Genomic DNA, 20,814 nt, shown 5'->3' with positions numbered 1-20,814 from the left:
GTGATTAAATTAAGAAAACGCTTACATATTAAAGGGGGATTTAAAATGGTAACGTTTATTGTATCTATTATATTATTAGTTATAGGTTATTTCACTTATGGGAAGTATATTGATAAAATGTTCGGAACGAAACAAGATAGGCCAACGCCGGCATATAATCAACGTGACAATGTTGATTATTTACCTATGAAGACGTCATCAAATTCACTCATTCAGCTATTGAACATTGCAGGTGTAGGTCCGATTTTTGGACCGATTATGGGCGCATTATATGGACCAGTAGCATTTATATGGATTGTTGTGGGATGTATTTTTGCAGGTGCAGTGCATGATTATTTGACTGGAATGATTTCAATTAGAAACAAAGGGGCACACTTACCGGAGCTTGCTGGTAAATTTTTAGGTCAGGTCATGAAACACTTTGTAAATATCTTCTCAATTTTATTATTATTGCTTACTGGTACAGTTTTTGTGACAAGTCCAGCGTTGTTACTACATAATTTATTAGATGGTCGCATTGCATTAGGTATCATTATCTTTGTGATTTTTGTTTATTATATTTTGTCTACAATTTTACCTATAGACAAAATCATTGGACGCATTTATCCAATTTTCGGTGCATTATTACTCATTAGCGCAGTAGGTATAGGTTTCCGTCTTATTCAAACAGGTGCACCGATACCTGAAATTAATTTGAAAAATATGCATCCAGACGGTGCTCCCATATTTCCACTACTATTTTTTACAATTACTTGTGGTGCTTTATCTGGTTTTCATGCTACACAAACGCCTATTATTTCGAGAACGACAAACAAAGAGAAAAATGGTCGCTTTATATTCTACGGCATGATGATTGCTGAAGGTATTATAGCTATGATTTGGGCTGCTGCAGGCATGAGTTTATTTAATGGATATAGTGGATTAAATGATGTTTTAGCGCGTGGTGAAGCCGCACTTGTTGTAAGTGAAGCATCACATCTATTATTAGGTTCTGTGTTTGGAACGATTGCAGTACTGGGTGTTATCATCTTACCAATTACCAGCGGTGATACTTCTTTCCGTAGTGCACGTATGATTATAGCTGATTATTTAAATTATGGTCAGCGTAGTATGTTAAAACGAGTGATTGTAGCCGCACCATTATTTATCGTAAGCTTTGGTTTGACTCAGGTAGATTTTACTATTTTATGGCGCTATTTCTCTTGGGCAAATCAAACTACAGCTGTCGTCGCCTTATGGGTAGGTGCAATGTACTTACTTATTGCGAAAAAGAATTTTTGGGTGGCAGCAATTCCGGCAGTCTTTATGACTTGGAATATTTTCACTTATATTTTAAGTCAGAAGATAGGTTTAGGTTTGGATCTTAATTTAAGTTATATTCTCGCCTTTGTATTCACAATTTTATGGATTGGTTACTTTACTTATCAATATAAAAAAATTACTGCAGGTGCTTCATTTGAATTAGATCATCCTATACCGTATCAACAACAACAAACTGTGACGTAAGTATAAAACGATGATGGATGCTGATTTTTAAAATCAGTGATAAAAACGAGTTAAAGATGAATGACAATAATGAGAGTAAGATACGTAATTAAAACATAATTTAGTTGCGGTCTTACTCTTGTTTTATGTAAGACTAAGGGATGTCTAATAAATGCTGTAATAGCAGCATGACAAAGAGTTTTTACATAATTAAATGTGCGTATGTCAATATAATTTGGTAGTCTAAATTAGAAACACACTATAGTCTCAAGTTAAAGGAGCTTGGCAAATGAACATAGGTAATCAAATTAAATTTTTTAGACAGCGCGATCATTTATCACAAGAAGATTTAGCCGCAAAATTGTATGTTTCACGACAAACAATTTCAAATTGGGAAAATGATAAAAGTTATCCAGATATACATAATTTGTTAATGCTTAGTTCTTTGTTTCAAGTTTCTTTAGATAACTTAGTTAAAGGAGACATAGAGATTATGGAACAAAAGTTAAAACAGAGCAAATTTAATTTATGGAGTCATTTAATGATTTGGCCTATGTTATTATCCGCAATCTTAGCAGGTCCAACCCTCTACTATTGGACGCCATTATGGATTATAGCTGAAACTATACTTTTAGCGACAATGATTATTTCATCATTTAAAGTAGAATCATTAAAAAAATCGTATAGAATACAAACGTATGATAGGATAGTTGCTTTTATGCATGGAAAAGACCCTAATGATATCTATAGTAGTAAATTACGTAATACCGTAACTTTTATGTATAGTTTTATACTTTGTGTTGGGTTATTTATAATACTTGTGCTATTAAGTATGTATTTTTTTGATGTATTGTAATAGTTATTTTTCGTAACGCCTTGTAGTTAAAGATTTATTATAACTACGAGGTGTTTTATTTATTAAATATATGATTTTTTCAATCGTATACACTACGCATGAACAAATATTATTTCTTATAGAATAATATTCAAATTTTAATAATAGTATTGCTTTACCACCCGGGAAATATTAATATTAAGTAAATAATTTGTAAATAAAATATTAAGAAAAATGATTGCTAATTTAGGGGTGATTGTATGTTTCGTTTTTTAAAACCGGCAAAGCATGTGGATCCTTTACCATCTGACAAGGTAGATGATACATATAAAAAATTACGATTACAGGTTTTTTTAGGTATTTTTATCGGTTATGCAGGTTACTATTTGTTGAGAAAAAACTTTTCATTAGCGATGCCTTCTTTAATTGAAGATGGTTTCAGTAAAGGGGAACTTGGTATCGCACTTTCAGCGATTTCAATCGCTTATGGTTTTAGTAAATTTGTAATGGGCACCGTAAGTGATCGCAGTAATGCACGTGTATTTTTAACATTAGGTTTGTTACTGACAGCAACTGTTAATTTATTGTTAGGATTCGTACCATTCTTTACTTCTAGTATTACAATCATGTTTATTATGTTATTTCTAAATGGATGGTTTCAAGGTATGGGATGGCCGCCATCAGGTCGTGTACTCGTACATTGGTTTAGTGTAAGTGAGCGTGGTAGTAAAACGTCTATTTGGAACGTAGCGCATAATGTTGGAGGAGGTCTAATGGCACCGATTGCAACATGGGGCATTTCTATGACTGCGCTTTATAATTTTGGTTATTTAAGAGGGTTTGAAGGCGTTTTTATTTATCCAGGGTTATTGGCGATTGTTATTGCAATTATTGCATATTTTTTGATCAGAGATACTCCTCAATCACAAGGCTTACCACCTATTGAACGTTTTAACAAAGATTATTCAACGACGACGCATGAAACACTTGAAACAGAGTTAACAACAAAAGAGATATTGTTTAAATATGTATTAAATAACAAGTGGGTGTGGGCGATCGCCTTTGCTAATATTTTTGTCTATTTTGTACGTTATGGTGTACTAGATTGGGCACCTACTTATTTAAGTGAAGAAAAACAATTTAATTTAAACGAATCAGGGTGGGCTTATTTCCTTTATGAATGGGCTGGCATTCCAGGAACACTATTGTGTGGCTATATTTCCGATAAAGTATTTAAAGGGCGTCGTGGTCCAGCAGGTTTCTTCTTTATGCTAGGCGTTACAATCTTTGTATTGATTTATTGGTTGAATCCACCAGGTCATGCATGGTTAGATAATTTATCATTAATTGCAATAGGATTTTTAATCTATGGACCAGTGATGTTAATTGGTTTACAAGCTTTAGATTATGTACCTAAAAAGGCAGCAGGAACAGCTGCCGGTCTAACAGGCTTATTTGGTTACTTATTTGGAGCTGTGATGGCAAACATTGTTTTAGGTTTTGTCGTACAACATTTTGGATGGGATTTTGGTTTTGTTTTATTAACCATTATTAGTATTTTAGCGATGTTAAGTTTTATTTTAACTTGGAATAAACGAGGACAAGAACAAGTACATTAAAAATAAGCAATATATGGCGCGAGTGTGAGGTCAACTGAGTGATATTGACTTCATAGTCGCGCCTATTTTTATAAACGAAAATCATTTTAGAAATTATTCGTGTAACGGTTAGTTGTTCATGTAAGCAATAAACCATAGGTATTATTAAAAGAAGAATATTAATAATTGAAAAATTATGTTAATAATGGTTATTTAATGAATAATTTATATAAAAATGTGGTAATTAAATAATAAGTGAGTACACTAAAAATTTTTATGGTATCGATACTTCATTGTTTCAATATAAAATGCGGCTCAATACGTTAGTTATTTCATTAGTAAAATACGCATTAAGGCACCAAAAATATATTTAAACAAGCAAAATTGCATGTGCTGTTTTGTATCAGTTTAATTAAGAAAGGTGATTGATTATGTATAAAAATATTTTACTACCATACTCTTTTGATAATGATTTCGATAACATTCCTGAAAACTTAGCAAAATTAGTCGGCGAAGATTCCACTGTAGTTGTTCATAATGTCATGACTGAAAATGATCTATTAGCGAGTGTACGTTATGAAAATAAACATAAAGAAGATATCATTAAAGAAAAAGAAGAAGAGCTTTCTCCATTTCTTGAAAAATTAAAAGCACAAGGTATTAATTATAAAGTCGCTATCGAATTTGGACCTGTAAAAGATACCATACTTGAGAGAATTAGTTTTGGGGATATGGATGTAGGTGATTTTGATTTAGTAGTAATGAGTAACCATCGCGTGAGTATCGATATCAAACATGTACTTGGAGATGTTACGCATAAAGTTGCTAAAAGAAGTCCTGTACCAGTACTGATAGTGAAATAACATCAAAATTATGTATTGAAATGCTTTTAATGTAGTAACACGCGTTATAATTTCTCAAAAACATCATATTTTTAAGACTAGATTGTAATACTAAAATTATTTTCTAGTCTTTTGTTTTGAAATTAAAATATGCGCAAGTTTATTTTAAAGTAAATGATTTTATCTTTCATAAATATATTTTTAGAAATATTGAACTTTTAGTTTTAGTTTTGTAACCCTTTGATGACGGCTTTAACCGCATTTTATTATATTAAAACAAGCTTTGCTACTGTTGTTTTAATATATAAAGTCTGTTATTCTGCCTAATGTTCAATTATAAGGGAGGTTACTAATTTTGGAAAATAAACAACATAATGCTAATGGGAAGAAACTGTCTTCTGTTTTTACTTATAGTATTATTATTACCGCAATAGTTGTATTATTGGGTGCAATCTTTCCAACTCAGTTTAATGAAATAGGGACAAATATTACTGGTTGGATTACTGAATACTTTGGTTGGTATTATATGGTTATTGTAGCACTCATGATATTCTTCTGTGTTTTCTTAATATTTAGTCCAATCGGAAAATTGAAATTGGGAAAACCTGAAGATAAACCTGAATTTAACACAATTTCATGGTTTGCGATGCTATTTAGTGCTGGTATGGGAATTGGTTTAGTATTCTGGGGAGCAGCTGAACCAATCAGTCACTTTGTATCACCACCATCTGGAGAGCCACAGTCAGCACATGCTTATAAAGAAGCTTTAAGAGGCGCATTTATGCAATGGGGCTTCCATGCATGGGCAGTATATGGTGTTGTAGCATTAGCGTTAGCTTACTTCCAATTTAGAAAAAATGAACCTGCATTAATTTCAAAAACATTACGTCCAATTTTCGGAAATAAAGTAGACGGTCCGCTTGGTACTGTTATTGACGTAGTATCAGTTTTTGCCACAATTGGTGGTGTTGCGGTATCACTAGGTTTAGGCGCTATGCAAATCGCAGGTGGTCTAAACTACCTATTTGATATTCCGAATAATATTGTGACACAAGGTATTATTATTGTGATTGTTACAATCTTATTCTTAGCGAGTGCTTGGTCAGGTTTAAGCCGTGGTATCCAATATTTAAGTAACGCTAATATTGGTTTAGCTGGCATAATCTTATTGTTTATTTTTATTGTAGGACCAACTGTTCTTATTTTAAATATGCTAACAAGTTCAACAGGTGAGTATTTAAATACGTTATTATTTAACATGTTTGATACGGCACCATTAGATCCACAGAAAAATGAATGGATGAAATCGTGGACGTTCTTCCAATTAGCTTGGTGGATTAGTTGGAGTCCATTTGTTGGTATATTTATTGCACGTGTATCTAAAGGACGCTCAATTAGAGAGTTCGTATCTGGAGTTATGTTAGCACCGGTACTTGTAAGTCTAGTTTGGTTTGCAGCATTCGGTGTTCTAGGTATCGAAACTGCGAAAGATAATCCAAAAATATTTGATATGCCTTCAGAAACTGCATTATTTGGTGTGTTTAATGAAGTACCGTTAGGCTTTGTGCTGTCCATTGTGACATTGCTATTAATAGCAACATTCTTTATTACGTCAGCCGATTCAGCGACTTTCGTATTAGGAATGCAAACAACATTTGGTTCATTAAACCCATCAGCTATGATTAAAGTGGTTTGGGGTATTGCGCAAGCATTGATTGCATTTATCTTATTATTCTCAGGTGGAGATAATGGATTAAATGCTCTACAAAATATGGCAATCATGACCGCCTTACCATTCTCTATCATCATTCTTTGTATGATGGTCAGCTTCTATAAAGATGCGAATAAAGAACGTAAATTCTTAGGTTTAACACTATCACCAAACAAACATAGATTAGAAGAATATACGAAAATTGCAGAAAATAGAAGCGGCAATAAATCAGAGTAATTATTAAATATAAGAAATAACTGGGACATAAATTTCAATCTCAAAATAGAGGACTAATTCGTTTTTCAAACGAATTAGTCCTTTTTGTATGAAAAATGTTTTGATTTTGTTCGTGCATGCTTGCCTTGGGATATGACTCGAGCCTGTAATCTCTCGCTCATATTATTTTCCAGGATTTCATTAAAATGCAAAATTGCGACTCAGCAAAACAATCGTTCAAAATGAGTAACTAATTGTATAACAACAAAACAAACGTCAACATCTATTCATATAATAGGTGTTGACGTTTAGGCTTAATACAAAAATATTAAATACTCATCTTTACAGCTATTTTAAAACGTAGAACTTTTTTATTTTATCTTTGTGATGTGAATCGAACAGTATAAAAAGATTTTAGCATGCTGTCATTTTTACAAAAATTGATGAATCTATCAAAATTGATTGAGCGTCATAATGTTTTCTTTCCTGTACTACATCCACGTTTAGAGCCACAAGAATTACATTTACCTGCTTTGGCTTTCTTGAAAAAGTTGAATAATGTAAAAACAACATAACTAATAATAGCTAGAAAGATAATTACATTGATAATAATCGTCATTAAATCACATCCTTAATAAAATAATAATCCAATTTGATAAAAGACAAATGAAAGTAAATATGCAGTGATTAATGGATATGCTACAGCCAATATAGTCCATTTAAGAGAATATGTTTCTTTACGAATGGTCGCAACCGTAGATAAACAAGGAATATATAGCAAGATGAAAATCATAAACGAATATGCTGATAATGGTGTGAAATGACTTTGTATAATATTTACAAGACCAGCTTCGTCTGATGCATAGATAATTGCCATCGAGCTAACGATAACTTCTTTTGCTAAGAATCCAGGTATTAACGTAGCACCCGCCTGCCATGAACCAAAACCTAATGGCGCAACTAATACAGCAAAGAAACTTCCAATTGAATGTAAAAAGCTATCATTAACATCGACATTAAAACCACCGGGACCGGTATAATTCAATAGCCAAATAATTACTGAACCAGCAAAGATAAATGTTCCTGCTTTTTTAACAAAACCTTTAGCTTTTTCCCATGTACTTCTCCACAGTGTTTTGACTGAAGGTAATCGGTAAGTAGGTAATTCGACAATAAATACAGAATCATCATTTTTTAATACTGTTTTCGTTAGTAATACACTTGTTAATAAAGCGACGACGATACCAAGTACGTATAAACTTAAGACGATGAGCGCCTGATGAGATTCAAAAAACACACCTACAAACAGTGCGTAAACGGGTAATCTCGCTGAACAAGACATAAATGGTGCAATCAAAATCGTTGTAAGTCTTTCTTTTTCACTTTCAATGCTACGCGCCGCCATAATACTTGGCACGTTACAACCAAATCCAATAATCATTGGTATAAAAGATTTACCACTAAGACCAAAGTATTCCATAATACGATCCATTAATATTGCAATACGAGACATATAACCAGAGTCTTCTAACAGAGAAATGAAGAAGAAAAGCACCAGTATTTGTGGCACAAATACAAGTACTGCACCCACACCAGCAATAATACCGTCATTGATCAAATCTTGTAAAAATGGAACGAGGCCTAACTTATCCATCAGGTTGGATACTGTATCTGTAAAGGTACCGCCTAAAAATTCATCTAATGCATCGGATATAGGTGTTCCAATCCAAGTGAATGTAACGTGGAAAATAAGCCACATAATGATTAAAAAGATTGGGATACCTAAATATTTATTTGTTAAAATACAATCTATACGATGAGTGAAATATTGTCGTTCTTCATCAGGATATTCAACCGTATCTTTTAAAATATTGTCTATATATGTATTGCGTGTTGCTTGTATTTCATCTCGTATAGAATTATCTAATTCTTCTGATAAATTTTGACGCAATAATGTTATTTCTTTCAAAACAGCGTCATCTAAAAAGTCATGAATTTTTGGATTTTCTAATAAAAATTGTATTGAGATAAAACGTGCCAATTGTTTATCAATAGAGGTGCTAGATGTTAAATGTGATTCAATTTGTGATATTGTAGCTTCAATGTGCTTACCATAATTTAATTTTAACGGTCTATTTTTGGATAAGCCATTGTCTTTCAAAGAATCTAATAATTGATGTGTGCCTTTTCCATTTCTTGCTATTATAGGTAGTAATGGCAATTTTAATTTTTTCATAAGTGCTTGCTGGTTGATACGAATACCACGTTTTGTAGCAACATCAACCATATTTAATCCAATAATTAAAGGTGCACCTAATTCCATTAGTTGAACTGTAAGCTGCAAATTACGTTTGAGTTGGCTGGCATCTATAATATTAATCATGCCAGAAAATTGACTATTCAATAAATAATCAGTAACAACCATTTCGTCTTTTGATATAGGTGATAATTCATAAATACCTGGTAAATCAACGAGGTCTCCAATATGTTGTTTGAGACGACCTACTTTTTTCTCTACAGTTACACCACTCCAGTTTCCTACATATTCGTATGTGCCAGTCAATGCGTTAAATAATGATGTTTTTCCAACGTTAGGGTTCCCTAAGATACAATAACTGTTAGTCATTGGCTTCCTCTAATTCAATCTGACATGCATCACAGCCACGAATACTTAAGCATTGACCATTCACTTCTAATATACAAGGACCCTTGAACAAGCACTTTTGTTTAATTTTTAACTTCGTACCATTCACTAAACCAAGTGCATTTAACCGATGACGCATGTGTTGATTTTTAATGTTCATTTCTTTGATTTTGTAACTCTTTTTTAAGTCTCCACTTTTTATGCTTAACATAAAACTCACTCTTTCTTATAATGAGATAATAATAATCATTATCAATTATACTATTATGTCAAATATAATAGAAGTAAATTTTAATATAATTCTGTGAATGTTTTGTTAAGCATTATTGCCTGTAACATATATTACTTTGTTTTTTTGATTTTAAAAAATAAAAAGACAAATCATTGAGCAAAGAAATTGCTATCACGAAGATGTAATATTACACTTAAATTAAACAATAACTATACTAAGTACGAGATGAAATAACTCAGTCAAAAGATGTTTGGAAGATTAACTGGTGTTCAATGCTTTTGAGTTTCGGATATGAATCATAAATCGTTATATGAAAATATATGTGTGTTTAAAAATTGAATTACATATTGAGATAGGAGGGATTCAAATGGTTATCCGTGATAATAAACGCATAAAAGTAAAACGTTTAAATGAAACGCGCTCAAGTGGGATTTCTGTCATGATTGAAGAAGGTGGTTTGGGAGCTGACCAATATTATCAAATTGAAAAGCAAAATGCGAAAACATCTGAAGAACACTTACATCAATTTGAACATGAAGTAAGTGAAAAAAATAATACTGAACTGATTGATTTATTAATTATAAATGCGCAAGAAAGTACGAATAAAGCGTATAGTGAGGCGTTAAAGACAATTCAGCAAGAAGTGTTAAACCGAATGAAATCATAAATATTGTATTTAAACCAAGATTTAATAAATAAGAAGATAACCAAGACTATTGATATAACTATTTACAGTTGTATCAATAGTCTTTTTAATATTTAAACATAGGTAAGACTTAGGGTACGATAAATTAAGTGCTGCAGAAGTGAAATAATATTCAAATTAAAGTAGACCAACCACGATAATACAATCAACCATAAGGTATACAGCTATAAAAAGCCATGTAACACAGATATTACTCGTATTTGTCGATGATATTGTTCAATTTATTTAAATAAGCTTCTTTTAGTTGCTTAGGATATATGATATGGACATTTTCACCTAAAGCAATTAAATAATTCACCATATAATCCAGTTCTTCAATATTATAACCACCAGTAATATAAGGTGTACCTTTTATATATTCTAAGTTCATATTGGGATAGTTGTTTTTGGAATATTGCTCTACTCCAAATGGTGTGAGCTGACATTTAAATGTGACATTATGATAGGTGCTTTCATATTGTTTTTGAAATTCAGCAAGTTGTTCTTTTGTATAGTTATTTTTTCTCGAAAGATTGATTGTTAATTGTTCGATATAATCACATCGAAATGTGCCCCATTTGTCATTTTTTATATCATATGCGCTACAGAACCATATGCCGTTTCTATAAAACAACTCATAAATCTGTAATTCTGTATCAATTTTTTTGTATTGTGTATAACGGATGTGAACGGTTTGTTCATAGATGATAGATTTTAAAATACTAGATAAATATTTTACATGACTGACAGGTGGTACATTATGATAAGTAACAAAATCTAATGTTTTCAAGATCTTATGTTGCTGTTCCGTTGGTATTGTAGCTAATAATTTTTCACTGATTTGTGTATAAGATTTTTGAAAGGGTGTTGTAGATAATAAATCTAAAGCTTTAAGTGCAAAAAAGATTGCTAATACTTCATCATTATTAAAATATATGGGTGTTAACAAATTCTGTGAAATGATTTTATATCCGCCATAGCGCCCGTTTTCTACATATATACTAAGTCCCATGTTTTCTAATTCTTGTACATCTCTTAACGCTGTTCTTTTTGAAATATTAAATTCTCTCATTAAATCAATTAAATGAAAAGCATGTTTGTTACTTAAAAAGATAAGCTCTTGATTTAATCGTTCAGATTTTTTCATATTTTCTCCTTTAAAGGTGACTTATTTAGACACCATTGAAATATATACTTAGGTTAACAAATTTTTAAGGAGAATGTATATGAAAACTTTAATGATTAATGCACATCCTGATTTTAAAAAAGAAGATAGCTTTTCTTTCAAATTAAAAGAAATGTTTCTTGAAGCATATGGACAATTGTATCCAAATGAACAACCAGAAGTTTTGAATTTATATGACATTCAGTTGCCTCGTATTGAAAAAAATCAATTACTGAATGTATGGCACAAGCAATGTGAAGGAGAAAAATTATCCGAAGTAGAAGAACTGATTTCAACCAAAACATCAGAGTTACTACAACAATTTAAAGCGTATAAAAGAATTGTCATTATTTCACCATTACACAATTTTAATATTACGTCACGACTTAAAGATTATATAGATAATATTATGATTGCACGTGAAACGTTCAAATATACTGAAAATGGATCTGTAGGTTTAATGACAGATAATTATAAAGCGTTATACTTACAAGCAAGTGGTTCAATTTATACAAATGATGATCGTTATAAATTATTAGATTTTTCTTATCATTATTTGAAAGCGATGTTTGAAGATATTATGGGGTTTGAAGAATTTTATGTAGTTAGAGCTCAAGGAACTGCGATATTATCTGAAAATGACATTTTAAATGATGCAAAATTAGATTTAAAGCAAGTATTGCCATCATTTTATGCAAAATAAATTGATTATAATAAGGAGATTAAGACAAAAATAAGGTCATATCTTTCAAATTATATACGTACCATATAAGAGATAGTTGTATGATAAATATATGAAAAAAGTATGTTTATATAGGTTTTGAAATTACTAAAATGTGTTTATTTAGCTAAGAAATATTTGAAATAATCATGCATTTGTAAAAGATTCTTTTTTAAAAGGATATGTACATTACAATTAAAAATCACTATACTGTAATACGTGTTTGTACATTATTAACAAGGAGAAAATTGATGAATCTTTTAAAACAAATTTTCAAAAAGGAAGATATTGCTAAATTTCAAAATAAAGATGCTCATTTAGAGCGTACATTAAGAATAAGAGACTTTTTAGCTTTAGGTGTCGGTACAATTGTTTCTACTGCTATTTTTACGTTGCCTGGTGTTGTAGCTGCAGATCACACGGGTCCTTCAGTCAGTTTATCCTTTCTAGTAGCAGCTATTGTGGCAGCATTGGTAGCATTTGTTTACGCAGAAATGGCATCTGTCATGCCTTTTGCTGGATCAGCATATACTTGGATTAGCATATTATTTGGAGAATTTTTTGGATGGATTGTAGGTTGGGCATTAATTGCTGAATATTTAATTGCGGTTGCATTTGTGGCATCAGGATTTTCAGCTAATTTGAGAGGTTTATTAGAGCCTTTTCATATATCACTACCTCAGTCATTATCTAACTCTCTCGGTACAGACGGAGGTATCGTTGATTTATTAGCAGCTATTGTAGTCATTATTACTGCGGTATTACTATATAGAGGAACGTCAGAAGCGGCCCGTGTTCAAAATGCACTCGTGATTCTCAAAGTATTGGCTATTTTCTTATTTATTATTGTAGGTTTATCAGTGATTGATATTGGTCATTACATACCTTTTATTCCAGAGTACCGTGAAACTGCAGCAGGTGCATTTGGTGGCTGGCAGGGAATATATGCAGGTAGCTCTGTCATTTTTGTTGCTTATATCGGTTTTGATTCTATCGCTTCAAACTCTGGTGAAGCGATTAATCCACAAAAAACAATGCCACGAGGGATTTTGGGCTCTTTACTGATTGCGGTTACTTTGTTTATAATCGTTTCACTTGTATTAGTGGGAATGTTTGACTATGCGCAATATAAAAATAATGCTGAACCAGTAGGTTGGGCTTTGCGTATGAGTGGTCATAGTACCGTTGCGGTTATAGTGCAGGCAGTCTCAGTGATTGGTATGTTTACTGCTTTAATTGGTATGATGATGGCGGGTTCTCGTTTACTTTATTCATTTGGTAGGGATGGCATCTTACCATCTTGGTTAGGAAAATTAGATAATAAGAATTTGCCGAACCGTGCGTTAATCGTACTATCGATTGTTGCAATTATTATTGGTTCTGTATTTCCGTTTGGCTTTTTAGCACAATTAATTTCAGCGGGTGCGCTTGTAGCTTTTATGTTTGTGACAGTAGGTATTTTTTCATTACGTAAAAGAGAAGGACATGATTTACCAGAACCAGCATTTAAATTGCCTTTTTATCCAGTGATGCCAGTTATTATTTTTATTTGTGTATTTATTGTGTTCTGGGGATTAAGTGGTCAGGCTAAAATCTATACATTAATTTGGTTCTGTGTCGGCATCATTTATTATGTATTGTATATTTTAAAAAATCTTAAAAACATCAAAAATTAAACACATTATGGTTTAAACATTAATAAAAAGTTTAATGGTTTAGACAAAATCTATGCATTGATTATTATAGTATGTGTTAGTCCTGATTGAGTAGAAATTTGGAATTAATCGACATTGTTAATGATAAAGTCCGTATAATTGTGTAAAAGTAAAAAGGCCATATAACAGTCCTTTTACGGTACAATGTTTTTAACGACAAAAACATACCCAGGAGGACTTTTACATGACCCAAGTACATTTTACACTGAAAAGCGAAGAGATTCAAAGCATTATTGAATATTCTGTAAAGGATGACGTTTCTAAAAATATTTTAACAACGGTATTTAATCAACTAATGGAAAATCAACGAACAGAATATATTCAAGCAAAAGAATATGAACGAACAGAAAACCGACAAAGTCAACGAAATGGCTATTATGAGCGCAGCTTTACGACACGTGTAGGCACGCTAGAATTAAAAGTACCCAGAACACGTGATGGCCATTTTTCACCCACAGTGTTTGAACGTTATCAACGAAACGAAAAAGCCCTCATGGCTTCAATGTTGGAAATGTATGTATCAGGCGTTTCAACTCGTAAAGTATCAAAAATTGTGGAAGAACTTTGTGGTAAATCCGTCTCTAAGTCCTTCGTTTCTAGCTTAACAGAACAGCTAGAACCTATGGTTAACGAGTGGCAGAATCGTTTATTATCAGAAAAAAATTATCCTTACTTAATGACCGATGTACTCTATATAAAAGTACGAGAAGAAAATCGAGTACTCTCAAAAAGCTGTCATATAGCGATTGGAATAACCAAAGATGGCGACCGTGAAATTATCGGCTTCATGATTCAAAGTGGCGAAAGCGAAGAGACCTGGACAACATTTTTTGAATACCTAAAAGAACGCGGTTTACAAGGTACGGAACTCGTTATTTCTGATGCGCACAAAGGATTAGTCTCTGCCATTAGAAAATCCTTCACCAACGTAAGTTGGCAAAGATGCCAAGTTCACTTCCTAAGAAATATCTTTACCACCATTCCTAAAAAAAATTCAAAATCTTTCAGAGAAGCTGTTAAAGGAATTTTTAAGTTCACAGATATTAACTTAGCGCGTGAGGCTAAAAATCGATTGATTCATGATTATATCGATCAACCAAAATATTCAAAAGCTTGCGCATCATTGGATGATGGATTCGAAGACGCCTTTCAATATACCGTACAAGGAAATTCCCACAATCGACTAAAGAGTACCAATCTAATTGAACGACTGAATCAAGAAGTACGCAGAAGAGAAAAGATTATTCGCATCTTCCCCAATCAAACATCAGCCAATCGCTTAATTGGAGCCGTTCTTATGGACCTACATGATGAATGGATTTATTCTTCAAGAAAATACATCAATTTTGATAAGTAGAAATGGTAAAAACATTGTATAGCATTTTACACAGGAGTCTGGACTTGACTTTGTTAATTCCGTTTCTACTCTTTTTTATAGTTTGTCTTAAAATAAAAAGTAGGAAGTATGTTAAAATTTCAGGCTAAACCTTAATATAATATGGGTTTAATTGGTAGGAATTGATATGAAAATGCGTTTTAATTAAGTTTTAAAATATAAAATATCACTACTCAATAGAATTGAGTAGTGATATGTATATCATTATTTAGATTTATTAACAAAACGATTTTTAAACATTAGTAGACTAAGTCCAGCAGTTAATGCTAATAAACCAGCACTAATACTTAAAATTTCAGCATTATTCTGTTGTCCAGTATCTGGTAAATTTTGTTGTTCCATTTGGTTATCTTGAGCGTTTGGTGTAACGACTCCTTGTGGTGTATTAATTGATTGATTATTTTTATTGGCAATTTTTTGTGTTTCATTTTCTATAGCTTGTTCGTATGCTTCTGGTGAAACTTCTGTTCGTTTTGGTACGTTATTTTCTAATTGTTGATAGTCTTCGTGAGACATACCATCAGGTTTTACACCACCATATGGTCTATTACCTTGCGTAGTTTGATGTGCTTGTTGTTCTTCTTTTGCTTGTTCAAAGATACTTGCAACTTTTTCATTATAATTGACTTGAGATAACTCGCCAGAATCTTTTTGCTGAGTAAGTTGTGTTATTTCATCTTGATATGTTTGTGGTAGAGCAGAGATATCAAAGTCCATGTTTGCCCAACCATCACCGTCAGGGTCAGTACTACTTGGTAGCGTTTCTCCTGTAACAGTTTTAGCACCATTTTCCTCAGCATTAGCTGTGCCGTTGATTCCCGTCACTGCTATTGAACTTGCTAATAATGACGTAAGTAAAATGTTTGATTTTTTCATTAATTATCCCCCTTTACTATTATATTAATATCATAAATATAACCCCCTCATCAATATTGTTCAAAACATTTTAAAAGTAAATTAATAATGTTTGCTATAGAATTTTTTATCTTTGCTAGCAGTAACCTTTTTATTACTAAGATCAATAGTGTTACAAGTACATATTAAATTTTTGCTTTATAGAAATTATTCTATGTTATGTTGTTTTTTTAATGATAAAGCCAAAATGAGTGCGATAATCAGTAGAATGCCAATTAATTGAAAACTACGAAACGTAACATTAAGCCAAAAGGCACTTGCTAATATGGCCATAACAGGTTCAATTGTGCCGAAAAGCGTTGTTTCTTTTGCCGATAAGTAATTTAAACTTTCAATAAAGAAAAAGAATGCTATAGCGGTTCCAGCAATAATACCAAAAGTTAAATAAAGTGCAGTCGATCCTGTTAAATGAGACCAGTCAAACTGCCATATAGGTGCTTTGAAATTCATGACAATGCCTGAAATTAACATGGCCCAGCCGACAACTAAAATAGATGGAAACCGAGTTAATAATTGTGTTGCGTAAAGTGTATAGAAAGCAAGTGCTAAGCCTGATATAATCCCCCAAATTACGCTTGGTGTAGATACCACAAGCTTACTAAAAGATCCGTTGGTTAGTAGTAAAAATGTACCTGATAATGTGAGGATAATTGCAACCAAATCAAAAGGTTTAAAGCGTTCTTTACGTCTAATCACATACCAAATAATGATATATACTGGGGCTATGTATTGCAGTAAAGTAGCGACTGCGGCATTACCAAAATTGATAGACGCCATGTAAGCATATTGAACGAGTAACATACCAAGAATTGAGAAAATGATAAGTTGAAATAAGCTATGCTTATTTTTAAATATATCGAATAATGAAGATTTTCTATTTATTATTTTGTAAATCATTAATAAGACGAAGCCACTGATTAATAACCTCGCAGTTACATACCAATTGACATCAATGTCCCTTTGTTGAAAAAGAAAATCTGATACCGTACCACCGAGCCCCCAAAATGAAGCCCCTACAATAGCTAATAAAATACCTATGATTCTAAATTTTGTTTTATTTACCATATCATCACCTGTGAAATATTAATATATTTATACTATAGCGATAAAATAAGCGATATAATATATAAAAATAAGCTTAAAATAGCAAAATATTGAGGTGTCTCATTTATGTATCAAGAAATTATCGTAGAAAATACAAGAGAAGAATTAATACAATTTCCTGATAAACAATGGAAACATATTATTTTACATACACATTTAAATCGCACGATTTTTGGCTATATTCCTATACATTGGCACCACGCATTACAATTCATGTATGTGGTTAATGGAACACTCGATGTTTCAATTGGTGACGACACATTTAATATTAAAAAAGGAGACGGGCTTTTTATCAATTCAAATGTTGTGCATGAGTTAACAAGTGAATTTTCACAAACAGAGTATTATTGTTGGAATATTGAGATACCAGAAACGATCAATTATTTAGAATTTAATTATGTATCAGAAATTATAAATAAAGCACATTATGTCCCCTATATATACTTATCCCAAGATGACAAACAACAAAGAGAACTCTTAGAGATTATTAACTCAGCTGGTCAAATTTATGAAAAACAAAACTCATACTTTGAACTAGATATTACTGCCAAATATTATAAAGCAATAAAATGGTTATTACTGCATTTTGCAGTAGTAAATGAACAAAAGCGATACTACTTTGATTATCGTATTAAAAGACTGATAACGTATTTGCAAAATCATTTTCACAAGAAAATTTCATTACAAATGTTAAGTGATGAGATTCATATGAGTAAATCTGAAACGGTTAGATGTTTCAAATTTTATGTAAATCAGACCCCTATGCAATACTTGGTGAATTTACGATTAGAACACAGCGTAAGAATGTTGCGTAGTAAACAATCATATACGATTACTGATATTGCAATGGCATGTGGTTTTTCAACAACGAGTTATTTTATTAAAGTTTTTAAAGAAAAATACAAGCTCACCCCAAAACAATTTCAGAAAAAGCAAATAACTGCGACGTCATGACTCAATACGGATTAGAAAAATTGCTAATTATAATGATAAGTAGATACAATAAGTTAAATGCCAAATAAAGGGGTCGTTTTTATGAATATTAAACTGATTGTCGTGGACATGGATGGCACATTTTTAACTGATGATAGCCAATTTAATTACGGGACTTTTCAATTGTTAAAAGAAAATTGTGCAAATCAAGATATTCGCTTTGTCTTTTGTACTGGTAAGCAATGTGAGCGTGTAGAAACGATTGTAGGTGATCTCGCAACGAATACATTTATTGTAGGCGACAGTGCAACACGAATTAAATACAATGGGGATTTTATTTACAATGCAGTGATAGAAAATAAAAAAGCAAAAGAAATTATTGATACGATAAGAGCAATTGATGATACACAAACCATTTTGGCTTGTTCGAAAAACGGTGCATACGTGTTAGACAATATTTCTGAATCAGAGAAAAGGCACGTGCATGGTTCTTATCAACATGTGCACTATATTAAAGATTATAACGATATTGAAGATGATTTATTGAAAATTACTGTTCATGACGCAAGTGCTCACTGTAAAGAGACTGCCGACCGTCTAAAACATTTTGAAAAAGATGTTTATATCGTAGCTTCAGATGAATCATGGATTGACATTGCAGACTTGGGCGTGAATAAAGGAACTACAATTAATCGAATTCAGAATTTACTTCAAATTACACCTTCAGAAACTATTGCATTTGGTGATGGGTATAATGATTTAGATTTATTTAAAGCGGCGAAATATAAAGTCGCTATGGATAATGCTTATCCTGAATTAAAAAAAGAGGCAAATTTAATTGCAATTAATAATAATGAAGATGGCGTTGTACAAACTTTAAACTTACTTTTAGGATTTAAATAAAAGTAGATTTTTATATGAATTGGAAAAATAGTAAGAATTCATAAAATAAATTGTACTTTGTATGATAATATCTATCTAGTGCGTATTTTTATATGCAATATTTAGATGAGGAGGTTCATGCATCGTGAGTACAAAGCAACAATCAAACAACAAATTGATTTTAGCTATTGTGTTAAGTGTGTTAACGTATTGGCTTTTTGCTCAATCGTTTATTAATATATCTACACAGGTTCAACATACCTATCAAACAACACCAGGTGTTGTTAACTTATCTGTCAGTTTAGCATCATTTGCTACTGGTATTTTTATGGTCGGTGCAGGTGACGTTTCTGATAAAATTGGAAAACTAAAAATGACTTATATTGGTATCATTTTTAGTATTTTAGGCTCATTACTTATTATTGTGTCTAGTGTGACAGCTTTCTTATTGGTAGGACGTATGTTGCAAGGACTTTCGGCGGCTATTTTACTTCCTTCTACCGTAGGCGTGATTAATGAGCAATTTAAAGGTAAAGAAATGCGTAGAGCATTTAGCTACTTGATGATCGGTAGCGTTGGTGGTATCGGTTTAGCATCGATGGTTGGGGGATTGATAGCGACATATGTCAATTGGCAATCTAACTTTATCATCTCTATCATTATTTCAATTATTGCATTTTGGTTATTGTGGGGAACAGAAGAAGTAGAAAAAGAAAAAATTGACACAAGACCATTTGACTATATTGGGATGTTTTTATTTGCAGTTTTAATAGGAAGTATTACATTGTTTGCCACACAAGGGTTTGAACAAGGTTGGTTCAGTACCTTTTCAATTACATGTTTTGTGATTTTTATAATTTCTACAGTTATTTTTATATTCTTTGAAAGGCAAAAACATGCACCGTTCATTGATTTTTCATTATTCCGAAATCGTGGTTTTGTTGGTTCTTCAATGATCAATGTTGTACTCAATTCTGGCATAGGTACGACGACAGTATTTAATATGTATGCGCAGACAGAATTAGGATTAAATGCCTTTCAAGCAGGACTTGTGACTGTTCCTTATGTCATTATGGCAGTTGTGATGATCCGTTTAGGAGAAAAATTATCCTTACGCTTTGGAGGCAAGCCACTGTTATTGGTAGGACCACTATTTCCAGCAATAGGAATTATGTTTATCAGTTTAACTGTATTACCAACAGATTGGTATGTAGGCATTGTCGTGTTTGGATTTGTCATTTGTGCTATAGGAAATGGCTTATGTGCTACACCAGGAATTACAGTTGCAATTTTAACAATTCCTGATGAAAAAGTTGGCTTAGCTTCAGGTATCTACAAAATGTGTGCGACACTAGGTGGTGCACTAGGCATTGCGCTTAACACAACTATTTTTGCAGCAGTGCAAGTCAACCATAGTGCTAGTGTAGCTGCGACGACTTCATTTTTAACAGGTTTATTGATTATGATTATAGGTGTGATTTTGACTCAAATCATCATTCCTAAAAATATAAAAGCTTAAGCATATATTGAAATTCATTAATAAATGATACCGCGCTATAAATCTCATATTTAAAATAAGGACTAATCCGTAAGATAATCATGGATTGGTCCTTTTATATTGCCGTTATTATGAATTTGATATACATGTTTAATAAGCGAACGGTTTAAACTTATTAACTACTTAAACGATTAGTTACAGTTGTTGATGCTTATTTTACATCATTTATAATGCGAA

18 protein-coding genes are annotated in these 20,814 nt (G+C 32.0%); 12 read left to right on the top strand and 6 right to left on the bottom strand.

Going from position 1 to position 20,814, the window contains the following annotated elements; genetic code table 11:
• Positions 1-45 precede the first annotated feature (45 nt).
• The 5 genes from JG554_RS13110 (at position 46) to JG554_RS13090 (ending at position 6,708) form a co-directional block, all read left to right on the top strand.
• Positions 46-1,506, top strand: coding sequence for a carbon starvation CstA family protein (locus JG554_RS13110; RefSeq protein WP_046207166.1), 1,461 nt, complete (start codon positions 46-48; stop codon positions 1,504-1,506).
• A 268-nt stretch (positions 1,507-1,774) separates the two neighbouring features.
• A complete protein-coding gene (locus JG554_RS13105) occupies positions 1,775-2,341 on the top strand; it encodes a helix-turn-helix transcriptional regulator (RefSeq protein ID WP_064209816.1) in 567 nt (188 codons plus the stop codon).
• 239 nt (positions 2,342-2,580) lie between these two features.
• Positions 2,581-3,939 (top strand): glycerol-3-phosphate transporter, encoded by a 1,359-nt coding sequence (glpT, locus tag JG554_RS13100; RefSeq protein WP_046207164.1) that lies wholly within the window; start codon positions 2,581-2,583, stop codon positions 3,937-3,939.
• A 410-nt stretch (positions 3,940-4,349) separates the two neighbouring features.
• Positions 4,350-4,781 carry a universal stress protein gene (locus JG554_RS13095; RefSeq protein WP_064209818.1) on the top strand — a complete coding sequence of 144 codons (432 nt, stop codon included), beginning with the start codon at positions 4,350-4,352 and terminating at the stop codon, positions 4,779-4,781.
• Between the two features lie 331 nt (positions 4,782-5,112).
• Entirely contained in the window at positions 5,113-6,708 is a 1,596-nt protein-coding gene (locus tag JG554_RS13090) for a BCCT family transporter (protein ID WP_238394798.1), read from the top strand.
• 448 nt (positions 6,709-7,156) lie between these two features.
• On the opposite strand, the gene JG554_RS13085 is transcribed toward JG554_RS13090, so the two are convergent.
• From JG554_RS13085 to JG554_RS13075, 3 genes are read right to left on the bottom strand one after another with little or no spacing between them, the layout of a single operon-like run.
• Positions 7,157-7,306, bottom strand: coding sequence for a FeoB-associated Cys-rich membrane protein (locus JG554_RS13085; RefSeq protein ID WP_073345459.1), 150 nt, complete (start codon positions 7,304-7,306; stop codon positions 7,157-7,159).
• A 12-nt stretch (positions 7,307-7,318) separates the two neighbouring features.
• Positions 7,319-9,313, bottom strand: a complete 1,995-nt coding sequence (gene feoB, locus JG554_RS13080) for a ferrous iron transport protein B (RefSeq protein WP_107360315.1) — start codon at positions 9,311-9,313, stop codon at positions 7,319-7,321.
• Complete coding sequence (locus tag JG554_RS13075) at positions 9,306-9,542, bottom strand: FeoA family protein (RefSeq protein WP_046207160.1); 237 nt, start codon at positions 9,540-9,542, stop codon at positions 9,306-9,308. Before JG554_RS13075 ends, feoB begins: the two co-directional genes overlap by 8 nt.
• Positions 9,543-9,930: 388 nt before the next feature.
• On the opposite strand from JG554_RS13075, the gene JG554_RS13070 reads away from it, so the two are divergent.
• Positions 9,931-10,230 (top strand): hypothetical protein, encoded by a 300-nt coding sequence (locus JG554_RS13070; RefSeq protein ID WP_107360314.1) that lies wholly within the window; start codon positions 9,931-9,933, stop codon positions 10,228-10,230.
• A gap of 229 nt (positions 10,231-10,459) precedes the next feature.
• On the opposite strand, the gene JG554_RS13065 is transcribed toward JG554_RS13070, so the two are convergent.
• Positions 10,460-11,395, bottom strand: a complete 936-nt coding sequence (locus JG554_RS13065) for a helix-turn-helix transcriptional regulator (RefSeq protein ID WP_070038525.1) — start codon at positions 11,393-11,395, stop codon at positions 10,460-10,462.
• 79 nt (positions 11,396-11,474) lie between these two features.
• Between JG554_RS13065 and JG554_RS13060 the strand changes: the two genes are divergently transcribed.
• The 3 genes from JG554_RS13060 to JG554_RS13050 all read left to right on the top strand — a co-directional run bounded on the left by JG554_RS13060 (position 11,475) and on the right by JG554_RS13050 (position 15,206).
• Positions 11,475-12,116: an FMN-dependent NADH-azoreductase gene (locus tag JG554_RS13060; RefSeq protein WP_107360313.1), complete on the top strand. Its 642-nt coding sequence runs from the start codon at positions 11,475-11,477 to the stop codon at positions 12,114-12,116.
• 269 nt (positions 12,117-12,385) lie between these two features.
• Positions 12,386-13,810: an APC family permease gene (locus JG554_RS13055; protein ID WP_107360312.1), complete on the top strand. Its 1,425-nt coding sequence runs from the start codon at positions 12,386-12,388 to the stop codon at positions 13,808-13,810.
• Between the two features lie 223 nt (positions 13,811-14,033).
• On the top strand, positions 14,034-15,206 hold the full coding sequence (locus JG554_RS13050; protein WP_000195429.1) for an IS256-like element IS256 family transposase: 1,173 nt from the start codon (positions 14,034-14,036) through the stop codon (positions 15,204-15,206).
• Positions 15,207-15,449: 243 nt separating this feature from the next.
• On the opposite strand, the gene JG554_RS13045 is transcribed toward JG554_RS13050, so the two are convergent.
• Positions 15,450-16,121 (bottom strand): LPXTG cell wall anchor domain-containing protein, encoded by a 672-nt coding sequence (locus JG554_RS13045; protein WP_107360311.1) that lies wholly within the window; start codon positions 16,119-16,121, stop codon positions 15,450-15,452.
• 186 nt (positions 16,122-16,307) lie between these two features.
• Positions 16,308-17,225 (bottom strand): DMT family transporter, encoded by a 918-nt coding sequence (locus JG554_RS13040; RefSeq protein ID WP_070038513.1) that lies wholly within the window; start codon positions 17,223-17,225, stop codon positions 16,308-16,310.
• A gap of 105 nt (positions 17,226-17,330) precedes the next feature.
• Here JG554_RS13040 and JG554_RS13035 point away from each other — a divergent pair, with 105 nt between their 5' ends.
• The 3 genes from JG554_RS13035 to JG554_RS13025 all read left to right on the top strand — a co-directional run bounded on the left by JG554_RS13035 (position 17,331) and on the right by JG554_RS13025 (position 20,598).
• Positions 17,331-18,218, top strand: a complete 888-nt coding sequence (locus JG554_RS13035) for an AraC family transcriptional regulator (protein ID WP_070657211.1) — start codon at positions 17,331-17,333, stop codon at positions 18,216-18,218.
• A gap of 81 nt (positions 18,219-18,299) precedes the next feature.
• Positions 18,300-19,100, top strand: coding sequence for a Cof-type HAD-IIB family hydrolase (locus tag JG554_RS13030; protein WP_070657214.1), 801 nt, complete (start codon positions 18,300-18,302; stop codon positions 19,098-19,100).
• Positions 19,101-19,221: 121 nt separating this feature from the next.
• Positions 19,222-20,598: an MFS transporter gene (locus JG554_RS13025; RefSeq protein WP_371090914.1), complete on the top strand. Its 1,377-nt coding sequence runs from the start codon at positions 19,222-19,224 to the stop codon at positions 20,596-20,598.
• The last annotated feature ends 216 nt before the right edge of the window (positions 20,599-20,814 follow it).

The sequence above is a fragment of the Staphylococcus sp. 11-B-312 genome, from assembly GCF_016743055.1.
Lineage (GTDB): Bacteria > Bacillota > Bacilli > Staphylococcales > Staphylococcaceae > Staphylococcus > Staphylococcus ureilyticus.
Note: the sequence above shows the minus strand (reverse complement) of the source record. Positions and strands in the feature narration are given on the sequence as shown.